Raw genomic sequence first — 15477 nt, forward strand, 5'->3', positions numbered from 1 at the left:
ACACAAAAGGGCTCCAATATCTTGAAACCCTTTTGATTTGATATTGTTCTTGAATTTATACGTCTACGTTAGCGTATTTTGCATTTCTCTCAATAAATTCTCTTCTAGGAGCTACTTCATCTCCCATAAGCATTGAAAAGAGGTGATCTGCCTCTGCTGCTGATTCAATAGTCACTTTCTTCAAGCTTCTATGCTCAGGGTCCATAGTAGTAGTCCAAAGCTGCTCAGGGTTCATCTCTCCCAAACCTTTGTAGCGTTGTACTCCCACAGATTCCTCTTTGCCATCTTTAGCCATATCTTGCACTAATCTCATCCTCTCTTCCTCTGTCCAGCAATAGCGCTCATCTTTTCCTTTCTTCAATAAATATAGCGGAGGTAATGCAATATACACATATCCACTTTCAATAAGTTCATGCATATAACGGAAAAATAAAGTCAAAATCAAGGTTCTGATGTGACTTCCATCAATATCAGCATCCGTCATGATTATGATCTTATGATATCTTAATTTTTCCATATTCAGCGCCTTATCATCTTCTTCCGTTCCTATGGAAACGCCTAACGCTGTTAAAATATTTTTTATCTCTTCGTTTTCGTAAATTCTATGCTCCTGAGCTTTCTCTACGTTAAGAATTTTACCTCTCAATGGCAAAATCGCCTGAAAGTTTCTATCACGCCCTTGCTTGGCAGAACCACCCGCAGAGTCACCCTCCACCAAGTATAGTTCACACACATTAGGATCTTTATCAGAGCAGTCGGCAAGCTTACCAGGCAAACCTGTTCCGCTGAGCACATTTTTACGCTGCACCATTTCACGAGCTTTTCGAGCTGCATGTCTGGCTTGTGCTGCAATAACCACTTTTTGTACGATCTGCTTAGCCTCCTTCGGGTTTTCTTCAAGAAAGTTATTAAGCATCTCACCCACTACAGTATCTACCGCTCCACTTACATCTGAGTTACCTAGTTTAGTTTTGGTCTGTCCTTCAAACTGAGGCTCCGCTACTTTAACCGAGATTACAGCAGTAAGACCTTCTCTAAAGTCATCACCACTAATATCTACCTTTACCTTATCAAGCAACCCAGACTTATCAGCATAAGACTTTAGTGTTCTGGTAAGTGCTCTACGGAAACCTGCTACGTGGGTACCTCCTTCTATGGTATTAATGTTATTTACATAAGAAACCACATTTTCACTAAATGAGGTGTTGTAACTCATAGCCACCTGTACAGGAGTTTCACCTTTTTCGCTATCCATAAAGATAGGTTCAGGAATAAGTGCCTCTCGGGTACTATCTAAAAAGGCAACAAACTCTTGCAGACCACCTTCAGAATGGAAAACACTCTTTTTGTTAGAGCCATCCTCTTCCTGCTCTCTAAGGTCTTCAAGGTTAATTTTAATACCTGCATTAAGGAATGATAACTCTCTTAGCCTTGAAGCAACGGTTTCAAAATTATATACTTTCGCCGTGAAGATGCTCTCATCAGGCTTAAACTGTATGATAGTACCGTTCTTATCAGTTTTACCTATTTCTTTTACAGGCCCCTGAGGTACTCCTATTTTGTATGACTGCTCGTATATAACACCATTTCTATGTACGGTAGCTTTTAGATCAGTAGACAGAGCATTCACACAAGAAACCCCCACACCATGAAGACCTCCTGACACTTTGTAAGTATCTTTATCGAATTTACCCCCTGCATGAAGTACAGTCATTACTACCTCTAGTGCAGATTTCTGTTCTTTCTCATGAAAATCAGTAGGAATACCCCTACCATTATCTGATACGGTAATACTATTATCTTCATTTATGGTAACAAATATTTCATCGCAATAGCCGGCAAGCGCCTCATCGATAGAGTTATCTACTACCTCCCAGATCAGGTGGTGTAAACCTTTTATACCCACATCTCCGATATACATGGCTGGCCTTTTCCTTACGGCCTCAAGCCCCTCAAGCACCTGAATATTACCAGCTGAGTACTCTTTCTTTTGTTCTTTGTTATCGCTCATTTGTAAAATAAATTCCTTAAAAAATCAGCTCCAATATAATGAAAACCATCAATTTCTTACCAAGGAATACCTCTCGTGTAAAGCACACTAAAGACTTCCCCGAATCTCCCTCAAAACTACAATTTTATATCATTTTTTTCAGGCTTTTATAGGTTTAATTAAAAGCCATGGCCTCAGCTTGAAAAAATAAAATTCAAGAATAAATTTCGGATCGAATGCCGTTTAACATCATAAAAGAAAAGATGAAATATAGTCAAACAAAGCACCTAAAACAAGAACATTACGCACTGATAATCAGCAATATATTTAAAATGAGTATAAGTCTATTCCCATCATATTTAAATAGTATCCTGAAAATACTTTTATCAGTTGCTATTTTCTGTCAAATTAAATTAATTAACATATTAATCCTTTTTTCTAATGGATCTAAAACAAAAGCACCTCTCCTGCTTTGCAGAAGAGGTGCCCTAGAGGAACACAAGCTCCTAACCTTCTCATATTTTTTATCTTAATGCATCTCTTTTTCGAATATACTTAAGTCCCATTCATCAAACCATTTAATCACAGGCTTACCATTTTCCATAAGCACCGGTAACCAAATATACCGGCCATCAATAGGATCTTTAGGCCTCCACCTATCTCCCATATAAATAAAAGCATTTTTCTTGCCTTGTACTGGCAAAATATAGGTACTCTGAGAATAGAACGTCAGGTCTGCATGCTCCCCTTGCGCCGGATTGCCTAAATATTCCCACGGCCCCCATATAGAAGATGATTTAAATGAGCGAGCCGCATTAGGATCCCATCCGGTACAACCTGAAGTGATCAGATAATACATTTCACCTTGCTTAAATATAGCAGGCGCTTCGTTGTGGCCTGCGGGAGCCAGGGTAATATACCTTCCTGTGAAGGATAAATAATCGTCTGATAACTCTGAAATATGCAATGTTAAGTTCTCTTCTGCTGAGTGGATATGATAGGCCTTGCCGTTGTCATCTACAAAGAGGGTCATGTCGCGAGACATTTGACCTTTATCAAAGTCACGCCGAACAAACAGGCCTTCTTTTACCTCATTTCTCCACGGCTCAGTCCACCAATCGGCTTCAGTAGTGACAGGCCTGTCTTTCCATTCCTCTTCAAAATTCTCTGGCCATTGTCCTGCATTAGGGCGATAGGACTTTTTATATTGATAAGGCCCGGTCGGTTTATCACTAACAGCTACGCCGGTGCGAGCTGCTGCATAGCCCTGGCCTTTGAGCTCCAAGTGAAACCACATTACAAACTTCTTGGTCTTTTTATTATATATCACCTTAGGGCGCTCCATAATGCTGCCAGCCGTAATCTCTGAGTCAGGATCTGTGCTTACAGGAAGGGCGACCGCTTCTCTCTTCCAGTTATACAGGTCTTTTGATGAGTAACACATTATTCCTACAAAAGCATTATTGCTATCCTTACCTTTGTTTTCTCCGAACCAATAATAGGTTCCCTTATGATACAGAAGGCCTCCTCCATGGGCATTAATATGATCGCCATGGTCATCTAGCCACAGTTCTCCTGGATGAAAAGCTTTGTATTTGGTTTGACTAAAACTCTCAAAAGATATAAAAAGAGCCATGATTATGATTACACATAAACCTGCCTTATGATTAAGAAAATTAGTTAGCATATTTTCAATATCTGAAGTTTAAAAAAGGATTTATAGTTAGATTTTGGCATAAACGCGAACATAGTCTACCTGGTAAATTTTAGGTTCTTTCCAAAGCTGAGGTTCGCCTCCGTTAGAGCCTACCGCCAAATTAAGAAGAATATAATGAGGCTGATGAAAAGGATTATAGCCATCAGAATTTAGGGTTTTAGTAATATCAATTTCATTAAGCAATTCATCATCCAAGTAGAGTTTTATGGCTTGATTGGTCCATATCATTTTCCAGATATGATAACTATTAACCCAACTGCTTTTTTGATCAGTAAAATGCTTGAGAGGTAGTTTTTCACTATCCCATTTCACATCACTCCAATGATCTCCCCAGGCAGCATTAGCCATGATTACAGGCCGCTGCTCAGATCGGTAAAATTCCATGAGGTCTACCTCTCCATTTGAGGGCCATGGTTTTTCTTCCCCTAACGTCCAGATAGCAGGCCAAAGACCTTGTGTAGTATCTATTTTAGCCCTCACCTCTAGCATACCATACTTAAAGGTAACTTTTCCTCTGGAATGAAGGCAAGCAGAGGTGTAATCCGCTTGCCTTCTGTTCAATTTCCAATTGTTAGAAGATGGATCATAGTCATCATTAGCCACTGCTTCTTGCCTTGCCGTGATAATGAGACTCCCCTTATCACACAAAGCATTTTCCGGCTGATACCACTGTAGCTCTTGGTTTCTCACAAAACCGTATTCATATGACCAGTTAGCAGAGTCGGGCTTGCCATCATCATTAAACTCATCACTCCAAACAAGTCTATATCCGTTTTCCTCTTTGATACTTTCAGGCTTGTTACTTTTGCAGGCCAGCATAAAGCCCGTCAATACTAAAAACACCAGGAAAAACCAGCGACTTCTAAAAAACAAAGTCATATTATAGCGATCTGGTTAGGGTTAGTTTTTTGATTTTAAAGCCTTGCCCCACATCTTGCACAAAGTTAACCACCACCCCTAAGGACACTTCGGTTTCTTCATGAAGGGTAAATTCTATGGCTCCTTTCGAGAGAGGCACATAGTTGAGAGCTTCTGCTTCAAGGTTATCAACATCTGGGAGGTTATCTCCTATATTCACTACAAAATAAGCAGGGTCATCCTTAATACCATCCCACTCCCATTCAGCTACTTGCAGCACATAATTGCCTTCTGGCAGAGTAGTGACCTGGTAGACCTTACCATTAGGAATAGTAGGTGAACCCCAGCCAGACTCCAACCCAAAGGTGCCTCCGGCGTCGGAGTTAAAACCTCCATAACCATCATGACTCATGGCTGCCTCATTCGCTTGCCAGCCATCCAAATTACCCCATCTGGCACCTGCATACACACGATCAGTAGAAATAAACGGATAACCTGTGTTAGTTAAAAATTGCTCCGTTACCTCTCCTAGCTGGCTTTGAGTATACGCCTGATCCGCATCAATAAATATGACTACAGTGCTTTTTTCTGACACCAGTGTATGCTTACTTATGCGATCTATCTGCACAGCCAGGGCCAGGTTTTCATCCTGATATTCAGTAAGCACATCAAAATCCAGCACTAAAGGTAATGGCGCTGAAATAGTATTAGCCTGAACATTCACCTGAGCAGGGATAGTGTATTTAGAAGCTGGCAGCAAAACAGCATCTCCCAGCTCACCATTAGCTATGAGCTGATTCACTCTTTCATTATTCACAGAGACCTCTACTTCAAAAGCCTCCATTGACACTGTAGAGAGAGTTATACCCAAAGGAACGGTAAACAAAGTCTGGTCTGGATTTACAGAGAAATTTCTCTGCTCAGGAATGTTTAGCTGCGTGCCTCCAAAACGAATACCCACATCTACGACAGTGCTTTCCACTTCAGGAAGTGATACCTCATCATCAGCACAGGATACTGCAAGAAATAACAGCATCATGATACATATTCCATTAATAAGATTTTTCATTACAATTTTGATTTCTGAGATGAAACAAATTACCAACCATCAGTCTGATCCAATGATCCTGAGGTTTTTATAATTTCACTTTGAGGTAAAGGATACAAATACATTTGCGACTCAAACACCCGATCCTCTACCGGTGCTTCTGGGTATTTATATAAGAACTGACCATTACCCATAGCTTCAATATCTACGCCATGAACAGGTGTACCTATAGTTTTTTCTGCTATTTTCCACCTCCTCACATCCCAAAACCTATGTTCTTCAAAGGCTAACTCCACACGCCGCTCATTTCTTAGAGCTTCTCTAAAAGCCTCCTTATTGGCTACCAGTACCTCAGGCATATTTACGCTAGTTCTATGTCTAACTGTATTTAATGCCTCACGGGCTGTCATAGAAAAGCCTGCATTATCATCAGGCCCATAGGCTTCATTCATAGCTTCAGCATAGTTTAAAAGCACTTCGGCATAGCGAAAGTATATCCAAGTATGGACAGAAGTGGTATTCTGAAGCAGGTCAAGCCCCTCATCGGAATACTTTTTCAAATAATAGCCTGTGCGACTACCTCTGGGTTTATCAGGCCCATCTTTACCTCCATCAAAAGTTTCTACTGCTCTGTTTTTATAATCAGAGTCATTCACTATGATGGTCATAGTGAGCCGAGGATCACGATTTTCATAAGGATTTTGCGGGTCATAGGCAGGGTCTTCCTCTATAGATAATCCATTGGTAGTTTGATAAGCGTTCACTAAATCCTGCGTGGGATTAGTGCCTCCTACTGCTCCTTCAAAACCTACAGGATAATTAGACCTCTCTAAACTGTTGCTACCTGGGTACCTGCGAGCAAATATTATCTCATCATTAATAATAGCCCGGAACAGCCCCTCATAGTCAGCCGCTAAATTATATTGATTCAAATCAATAAGATCATGAGCAGCACTAGCTGCGGCTTTCCACCTGGCTACATCATTACTTTTATTATGTAAAGGACTCGCAAAGTAGAGCAATGCTCTGGCCTTCAATGCAAGGGCTACCCCCCAATTAGCTCTCCCTATGTTCTTATCATCTTCAAAGCCTGCCCAAGTAAGTCGCAAACCTTCTTCGGCAGCATCAATCTCTGAGGTTATGAAACTCATGCAGTCATCGAAAGTGCTGCGAGAAATATTATAATCATTATTTACTTCTAAAGTTTCGGTAATTAAAGGTACTCCTCCATACCTCTTTATCAGTTCAAAATAAAAGAAAGCTCTTAGCACGCGCGCTTCAGCTCTTAACCAACGTATATCATTGGTCTGATTTCTATAATCATTCCGCCCCTCATCAGTGATGGTATCTCTATAAAGGGTGGTTTGATATTTTACTGTGTTTTCCAGAAATAAATTAGCTTTTCTTATGCCTGAATAGAAATGCGCCCAATGATCATCAGGGTTGTTAAAAGGTCCCCAGCTTCCATTGGTAAGACTTTGAATATCTGTGCCAGTACCAGAATGCACAGCATCATCAGTAGCTGCTGCCAGCATGGCCCCATTAATTCTATTGAAACCAGCAGGCAGGTAGGTATAAATGCCTATTCCAAAATCACGCATCGTGTTGTAGTTAGCAAAAACCTGCTCTTCAGTATAATTGGTATCTATTTTACGATCCAGAAAATTATCTTCACAAGACATTATGGCCAACATAGCGGCCAGTATTGTTAAAATTGATATGAATATTCTCATCAGATGGTATTTTTAATAATTAAAACTCCAGTCTGGCACCCAGACTAAACGATTTTAAGACAGGATACCCTCCCAGATTCTCCGGGTCAAGACGATCCACATCATCCCAGGTAAACAAATTAACACCGCTGGCATAAATTCGAGCGCTATTGATCTTTACTCCCTCCAGCCAGTGCTTTGGCAGGCTGTAACCCACCTCCACATTTCTTAGCCTTAGAACTTTGCCTGACTTAAGCCAAAAACTGGAAAGTCTGTAGTTATTTTCGTTAGGCTGAGTAGTTAAGCGAGGGTAAGTAGCCTTGTCAGCATTTTCGGGTGTCCAGCGGCCCAGAGCATTGGTTCCGATATTATTTTCATCTACCAAGGCCCAAAAATAAGCTCCGTTTAAGTAAACTGATCTTTCTCCAATACCATGAAAAAACACCTGAGCATAGAAGCCTTTATACTCGGCCCCCAGCTGTAAACTGTAGGTTAGAGCCGGAGCATTAGGATCTCCTATAAAAGTCTCATCATTCTGATCAATCAGCCCATCATTATTAAGGTCTTTATACTTGATATCTCCTGGCTGTACAGGAGCAAAAGTGGAAACAGGTAAGCCTTCTACCAGATCTCCCTGTGCATCGAAATCAGCAGTTTGATAAAAACCATCAGCCTCTAACCCGAAGTAAGCATTGATAGGGTGCCCTGTACGATAGAGGTAGTCTTCGGCTCTTACCACTTCATTCATCTCTATGATTTTATTCTTAGTGTAAAAGCCAGTAAGCCCCACGTAATAGTTAAAATCTCCAATAGAATTCTGATAATTAATATCCAGCTCGATTCCTCGATTATTTACCTTACCTACATTTTCATAAGGTGCATCTACACCAAGGTAATCAGGCACTGTGGCATTAGCACTAGCCAGTACATCGTGTCTTTTTTCATAAAACAGGTCTAAAGTCACTCCGAATGATTTATCAAAAAACTGGCCGTCTACGCCAAAGTTCATCTGCATAGACTTCTCCCAGGTAATATCAGAGTTACCAATAGTACCTTCCACCACTGCGCCATTACCCGTTACATTGGGCCCAAAATAGTAATTGCCAGAATAGAAGAAATCATGCGAATAAGCGAACCTGTTACCTATTAGCCTGTCATTTCCCACCAGACCGGCAGAAGCTCTCAGCTTAAGAAAGCTTAATGCCGATTTATCTTTCAAGAAATCTTCTTCAGACATGATCCACCCTAATGATAAGGCAGGGAAAAACCCAAAACGGTGTCCTTTAGGGAAATTCTCTGATCCACTATATGAATAGGCCAGCTCAGCATAGTATTTTTCTTTGTAGTCATAGCTAATACGCCCCATAATACTTTGCTGCGCCGCAGGCACATTATTACCACTTATGGTGTAAACATCCTGATGATACATGACCAGTGCGTAGATACCATTATCATTCCACCTACGGTTATAATCCAATGCCAGCTGAACGTTCATACGGTTATACTGGTCATTATAGTTATAAGAATCTGAACCACTGCCATCTCCTACAGAAAAGTCTGTTTCAGTACCATGCGTAACGTAAATGAGGGAGTCTCTTCCATCATTACTTTGCCCTATGGTTAGCTCAGAGTAAGCATAGCTCTTAGTTTTATTATAATTACCTCTATGCCAGTTGTTATCTGACAGTGCCTGATGAAATGTGAGGCCTTTTGTAATAAAATCTAATTTTTCTGACAGCCTAATGGTAGCCATCAGGTTTCTATCATGGCTGGAAGTATAACCTCTGTCAATGATAGACGCTACAGGGTTATCAGGGTAAACCGAGTTACCTCCCCATGAGCCATCTGGGTTAATGACAGGATAAGCATTAGCAGGGTAGCGAGCCATATTTTGCCATAAAGAAGGGCCATTAAAATTCGGGAATGAACGATCTTCTATTCTACCTCCTAAATCAAGAGAGCCATGTACTGCATCTGAAAGTTTTACATCAATATTAGTTCTGAAATTATACCTTCTGAAATCTGCATTGGAATTAATCTTTCTTTCCTTATCAGTATTAGCATATAAGCCTTCATTTCGCATATGGCCTAACAACACAAAATACTTCATATTGTCATTACCACCGTTGAATGATACATTGTACTCACTGATAGGAGCAGACTCTTTCAGCACTTCATCATACCAATTAACATCTGGGTGCAGGTAAGGATCAGCCCCGCTTTGGTAGGCCTCCAGGTCTTCATCAGAATAAGGAGCCTCCAAGCCATCGTTTATTGCCGCTTCATTATATAGCCTTGCATAGTCGTAAGCCCCTAAAAACTCCGGCAAACGGGTAGGCTTTTGCCACCCATAGCGTGCATTAAAAGTTATTTTGGCCTTTTGCTGCTTTCCTCTCTTCGTAGTGATCAGTAAAGCCCCGTTAGCGCCTCTTATACCATATAATGCCAGAGAAGCTGCATCTTTTAGCACTACTACACTTTCTATTTCCTCTACAGAAAGTTGGTCAAAAGAAGCTTCAAAACCATCTACCAGCACCAAGAAGCCATTGTCGTTATACGTTCCCAAGCCCCTTATAAGCATAGAGGGAGAATCATACCCCGGCTCACCGCTGCCTTGCATTACTGTAAGGCCCGGGATACGACCATAAAGTGTATTGCTTAGCGTTGGCGTCAGTGTCTTACTCATTTCGACACCATCAAGGTAAGCTACGGCACCGTTAATAGCCCGCCTTTCTTTTACACCATAAGCCACAGGTACAAGCTGTGAACCTATCTTTTCTTCTTTAATTAGATCCAGGGTGTCAGATGGTGTATCCTGAGCATAGGCTGCTATACCTATGGAGCTACACGCCACAAAACCCATGAATTTTAATATGTTTTTTAATATGATTTTCATTAGATCTCAAGTTTTAGTGAAGCAATTACCATCCTGGATTTTGCACGATGTAACCTTTATCTATTTCTGTTTGCGGGAATGGATATAGGTATAACTTATTCAGCCATACCCGCTCTTCAAAGGCCTCTTTTTTATAGATGAAGCTTCCGTCTTCCTGTTCATACAGGTTCAACCCATGCATATCGCCTCTCATCACCCCTTCCTGATCAGCTATCATCCACCTTCTCACATCAAAAAACCTATGCTCTTCAAAGGCCAGCTCAATGGCTCTTTCTCTTCTAATAGCCTCTCTTAGCTTATCTTGGGTATTATATCTAGGATCAGCCGCTGATATTTCAGGTATACCTGCTCGTCTTCTTATCACGTTTACGGCTTCATACGCACGGGCATTCATCGGAGCTGATTCATTCAAAGCCTCAGCATAGTTGAGATAAAACTCGGCTAGACGAAAGATTGTCCAGTTAAACTGTCCTCCTGAGGAACTGGCTTTAGTGATGAACTTTTTCATATAGCCTACGCCGTTTACCGGGGCATTAGTAGACCATGATCCATCGTTACGTTTGTAAAAGTTTACTACGCCAATGTTATCGTTAAAAGCACTACCAGAATACATCACCGAGTACTGAAAGCGAGGCTCCATAGCTTGCATTTTCTCTAAAAACTCTGATCTTGGACCAGTTTCCGGCCAGGTTTGATCTTCACCGTCTACAGTATAGTATTTAGAAGCATGCTCTAAAGTAATGCCGTGGCCATACCAGCCGGTGTAGATACCCGTAGGCATTACCGCCTGAAAAAACAGATAGCCTGTAGACCACCAGCCATTCATTTGATTAGCAAAAATGATCTCTTCATTTTGAGGAGTTTCAATGGCTTCTTTATAATTCTCAGCCGGATCACCAAATTCTTCTATCAGGTGATACCCCTGCTGATCTGCCCAGTTGAGTAACGCTTCGTTAGCCTCAGCAGCCAGCTTCCATCTGCCTTCATCATAAGACTCGTAGCCCGTTAGAGATCTGTTTTCTGATAAGTATGGAGTAGCCGTGTTATAAAGCGGGCTAGCAGCGTACAGCAGCGTACGTGCTTTTAAAGCAAGCGCCACTCCTTTAGTCACCCTTCCTGTGTAGTTAGAAGGATAATCATCAGGCAAAATAGCACTGGCAGCATCGCATTCGCTAACTATAAAATTAACACAGTCTTCATAAGAGTCTCTAGGCAAATACATGTCGCCTTCAGCGCTAAGTACAGTAGTAATTATAGGTACTCCTCCATAGCGAATAATAAGATCAAAAACCTGCAGGGCTCTTAGCACCCTGGCTTCTGCCTTCATCTGCTGTTTTTCTCCATCGGGAATATCTGACACCTGATCTACATTTTCGATAAAGATATTAGCATTTCTTATACCCTTAAAGTGCTGATTAAACTCATCTTCTCCATTATATCCTGGAGTAACATTTCCTACATTATGGTTATTAGATCCTGTCCATGAAGCAGTTACATCACCCTCATCACAAGCGCCTACCATCATGGAAGCGTACATACCATTATGTCTATCCCACTGATAAGGGAAGCCCAGTGGTACGCATGTTCTGTAAGTCTCCCATAAAAAGGGCATTGCTTTAATTCTTTCTGAAAAGATTTCATCTTTGGTAACATCGTTACTCTCCGGCTTCTCCAAAAAATCGTCATCACAAGCTACCTGTGTTAAGAGCATTAGTACACTAAATAACCATACGATTCTATTTGTATATAATTTATTCATAATGAGACTATTGAGCGTTTAGAATTGTACGTTTAACCCTACATTGTAGACCTTCATTTGGGGGTAGAACTCCCCTCTTCCTTCAGGTGCTTCCGGATCGTAAGTGTCCATTTCAGACCAGGTAATGAGGTTATTACCATTAGCAAAAACCCTCACCCGCTCTATACCCAGCTTAGCAAAAGAAGCCGGTTTAAAACTATAGGCTATCTCGGCATTTTTAAGCCTTAGGTAGCTGGCATCTTTAAGCCAATAGTCAGAGGCTTTGTAATTATGATCTCCGGGAGTAGGAGAAAGCTGCACCCTGGGATAAGTAATTTTTTCACCCGCGGCATAACGTTCGGGAGTCCAGCGCTCCAAGTGTTTGGTGGTAGCATTTCTCCAGTCAGTATCAAAAGCCCAGGCCGCCATTTGATCTATATAAGTAGAGGTTCTTTCTGCTCCCTGAAATAGCACAGAAAAGTCCCACCCTTTAAACTCAAAGCCAAAAGATAAACCGTAAACAATCTGAGGCAACCTGGAGAATCCTATAGGTACGGCATCATAATCATCTATAACACCATCTCCATTTTGATCAACATATCGAATATCTCCGGGTCGAAGCTGCGAAGTGTAAGAAGACGTAGGTGCATTTTTCAACTCTTCTTCAGTATTATAAATGCCATCACTTTCTAACCCCCAGTACTGACCTACAGAATGCCCTGTCCTTTGAAGCCACTCATAGGCTCTTTCAGGCTCATCCATATATTTGATTTTATTTTTCGCGAAGGAGTAATTACTCTTAACCCAATATTTGAAAAGGCCTATATGATTATTATAGTTGACTTCTACTTCAAAACCTTTATTTTCTACCTTACCAATATTATAAGGTGGTAATTCTGCCTGAACGGTTAGCGGAACGGTGCCCAAATAAGCTAAGATATTATCTCGGCGCTCTATAAAGTAATCTGCGTTTATCACCAGTTTATCTCCAAAAAAGCTAGATTCCAGGCCTATATCCGTTTTTTTTGCCCTCTCCCAGGTAACATTAGAATTACCCAATCTACCTTCTCGCGCCCCTGAGTAAAACTGGTAAGAGCCGCCTTCCTGATCACCAAAGTGATAACCTCCTGAATTGGTATAATACACAGAAGGAAGGTACAAAAAGCGAGCACCTCCAATTTTGTCATTCCCCACCTCTCCATAAGAGGCCCTAATTTTTAAAAAGGAGAGTAATTCAGAGTCTGGCATAAAGCCCTCTTCTGTAAGCACCCAACCCACAGAAAAAGAAGGAAAGAACCCAAAGCGAGATCCTTCCGGGAAATTTTCTGAACCATTATAGCCCATATTTACCTCAGTGAGATATTTAGACTTATAATTATAAGTTACGCGACCTACCAGCCCTTGGTATCCTCTAGGCACATTATATTCCTGCCCGGGAGCGGTATACTTCTCTTGCATATAAAGTGCAAGACCACTAACTGTATGATCACCAAACTCACGATTATACTCCAAGGCATACTCTGAATAAACCCTTCGATTTCTACCATAGCTTTCGCTGAATGAGAAAGGAGCTGCGTTGCCTTCAAATATAAAAATGGGGTTTGTAGGGTCATCCGGATCTTTAATGATTCGGTAGGTATCCATAGCCTTGTTACGCCTTACATTGTGGGTATAATAATTATCATAAGCTACCATACCTCTCACTTTTAACCCTTTAGTAATAAAATTAAGCTTATGCTCTAAGCCTACGTTAGCGGTAAGGGTACTGGTGAAGTTTTTTTGATATCCGTTGTTTACTATGGCCCCCACAGGATTACCAGAACTAGAAGGCAAGCCTTCTACACCTGAGATAAGTTTACCATCTATGATACCGGGGTTCATGATAGGATTAGAATTCAGTATTCTGAAAAATATCTCTCCTGCCCCATAACCAGGGTAATTAGAGTCAGTAAACTGACCTCCCAGTTTTACTGAACCACTAAAATTATCATTAAAATCAATATCAAAATTCGACCTTAAATTATAGCGTTTGTAGCGTGGATTGGCAGAGAAAGAGTCTTGAATATCTTCGACATCATAAGCTCCATTCTGATCAAAATAGCCGAGACTGATAAAGTACTTGGTCTTATCACTACCTCCTCTCACATTAAAATTATGACTTTGCTGAAATGAAAAATCCTTAAGCACAAAATCAAACCAATCAACACTAGGGTGAAAGTATGGATCTTCACCACTTTTATATAGGTCTATATCTTGTTGAGAGAAATAAGGAGTTTGTCCCATATTCTCACTCGCTTCATTATGCAACTTAGCATATTCATAGCTATTAAGCATTTCAGGCAGCTGTGTAGGCGTTTGAAAACCGAAGTTGGAGGTATAGCTGATCTGCGGCTTGCCTGCCACTCCTGTTTTAGTAGTAATCATAACCACACCATTAGCACCTCTCACTCCAAATACGGCTGTAGCCGAAGCATCTTTAAGAATGGTGACCGTTTCTATTTCATTAGGATCTATCTGATTAAAATTCCGAGGCACACCATCTACTAATATCAGCGGATCTGACTCTGAACCACCATTGAGCGTACTAATTCCTCGTATCTTTAGCGTAGACTGATCATAACCTGGCTCCCCACTAGACTGCATGGCTATAAGCCCCGGCATACGGCCTACCAGAGAATTACTAATATTAGAAACCGGAGACTGTACCAGTTCACGCGTTTTTATACTGGCCACCGAACCTGTGAGTGTTTCTTTCTTCTGACTACCATAACCTACTATCACTAGCTCTTCTAATGACTGAGTAGCCGATTTCAAAGAAATATCTATTACAGTGCGATTACCCACAGCCATCTCCTGAGTGTGCATGCCTATAAAGCTAAATACCAGCACAGTCTGATCATCAGGTACAGTAAGAGAATAACTACCATCTACATCACTAATGGTGCCTTTGGTGGTGCCTTTTATTTGAATAGAAACACCGGGAAGAGGGTCACCATTGTCATCAGTAATAACCCCACTGATCTTTCTGTCAGCTATAATCACCTCGATATTGTTTTTAGAGGGTTCACTTTTATAAACCGTAATATTGTTGTTTACCTGCCTGAAGGAGACATGGTTACGTAGCGCTATTTTCAAAAGGATATCAGCTACCATCACCCTCTTTTTCCTCATTGTGAAGCGAGACTTCACATCTAAATCAGAAAAGTAAGAGAATTTGAAAGTGGTAGCTCCTTCTAGTTTATTAAATACTTCCACTAAGGTGTTATCATCAAATGCCAGCTCTACTGACACTTCCTTGACACTCTTTACCTGCTGTATTTTATTACCATACGCAAAGCAGAAAACAGTGGTGAAGCATGAGAGCAGACATCCTATGAAAAAGTATTTAGTAAAACCATGAATATTTACTAAACATCTTTTATTCATTATATTTGAGTTGGTTTTTAATGATTAGAAACTTTAAAAACTAGCCGATTAAAATAGGTTACTTGGCGGTGCTTTATTTTAATCAGCGTATA

At 40.8% G+C, this 15477-nt stretch carries 8 protein-coding genes; all 8 read right to left on the reverse strand.

Going from position 1 to position 15477, the window contains the following annotated elements:
• Nucleotides 1-55: 55 nt before the first annotated feature.
• Entirely contained in the window at nt 56-2011 is a 1956-nt protein-coding gene (gyrB, locus tag JL102_RS04320) for a DNA topoisomerase (ATP-hydrolyzing) subunit B (RefSeq protein WP_202242998.1), read from the reverse strand.
• A 508-nt stretch (nt 2012-2519) separates the two neighbouring features.
• On the reverse strand, nt 2520-3677 hold the full coding sequence (locus tag JL102_RS04325) for a glycoside hydrolase family 43 protein (protein WP_237390387.1): 1158 nt from the start codon (nt 3675-3677) through the stop codon (nt 2520-2522).
• A gap of 36 nt (nt 3678-3713) precedes the next feature.
• Nucleotides 3714-4586, reverse strand: a complete 873-nt coding sequence (locus JL102_RS04330; RefSeq protein ID WP_202243000.1) for a glycoside hydrolase family 16 protein — start codon at nt 4584-4586, stop codon at nt 3714-3716.
• Between the two features lies 1 nt (nt 4587).
• Nucleotides 4588-5634, reverse strand: a complete 1047-nt coding sequence (locus JL102_RS04335; RefSeq protein WP_202243002.1) for a DUF5013 domain-containing protein — start codon at nt 5632-5634, stop codon at nt 4588-4590.
• Nucleotides 5635-5663: 29 nt separating this feature from the next.
• Nucleotides 5664-7346 carry a RagB/SusD family nutrient uptake outer membrane protein gene (locus tag JL102_RS04340; RefSeq protein WP_202243004.1) on the reverse strand — a complete coding sequence of 561 codons (1683 nt, stop codon included), beginning with the start codon at nt 7344-7346 and terminating at the stop codon, nt 5664-5666.
• Nucleotides 7347-7365: 19 nt separating this feature from the next.
• Complete coding sequence (locus tag JL102_RS04345; RefSeq protein WP_202243006.1) at nt 7366-10221, reverse strand: SusC/RagA family TonB-linked outer membrane protein; 2856 nt, start codon at nt 10219-10221, stop codon at nt 7366-7368.
• 25 nt (nt 10222-10246) lie between these two features.
• Nucleotides 10247-11980 carry a RagB/SusD family nutrient uptake outer membrane protein gene (locus JL102_RS04350; protein WP_202243008.1) on the reverse strand — a complete coding sequence of 578 codons (1734 nt, stop codon included), beginning with the start codon at nt 11978-11980 and terminating at the stop codon, nt 10247-10249.
• A gap of 18 nt (nt 11981-11998) precedes the next feature.
• A complete protein-coding gene (locus tag JL102_RS04355; RefSeq protein WP_202243010.1) occupies nt 11999-15385 on the reverse strand; it encodes a SusC/RagA family TonB-linked outer membrane protein in 3387 nt (1128 codons plus the stop codon).
• Nucleotides 15386-15477: the final 92 nt, after the last annotated feature.

The organism is Fulvivirga sediminis (assembly GCF_016757215.1).
GTDB classification, from domain to species: Bacteria; Bacteroidota; Bacteroidia; order Cytophagales; family Cyclobacteriaceae; genus Fulvivirga; species Fulvivirga sediminis.

Coding starts and splice junctions, on each gene's coding strand:
- JL102_RS04345 (WP_202243006.1), bottom strand. CDS start 10,221: ATGAAAATCATATTAAAAAACATATTAAAATTCATGGGTTTTGTGGCG.
- JL102_RS04330 (WP_202243000.1), bottom strand. CDS start 4,586: ATGACTTTGTTTTTTAGAAGTCGCTGGTTTTTCCTGGTGTTTTTAGTA.
- gyrB (WP_202242998.1), bottom strand. CDS start 2,011: ATGAGCGATAACAAAGAACAAAAGAAAGAGTACTCAGCTGGTAATATT.
- JL102_RS04340 (WP_202243004.1), bottom strand. CDS start 7,346: ATGAGAATATTCATATCAATTTTAACAATACTGGCCGCTATGTTGGCC.
- JL102_RS04335 (WP_202243002.1), bottom strand. CDS start 5,634: ATGAAAAATCTTATTAATGGAATATGTATCATGATGCTGTTATTTCTT.
- JL102_RS04325 (WP_237390387.1), bottom strand. CDS start 3,677: ATGCTAACTAATTTTCTTAATCATAAGGCAGGTTTATGTGTAATCATA.
- JL102_RS04355 (WP_202243010.1), bottom strand. CDS start 15,385: ATGAATAAAAGATGTTTAGTAAATATTCATGGTTTTACTAAATACTTT.
- JL102_RS04350 (WP_202243008.1), bottom strand. CDS start 11,980: ATGAATAAATTATATACAAATAGAATCGTATGGTTATTTAGTGTACTA.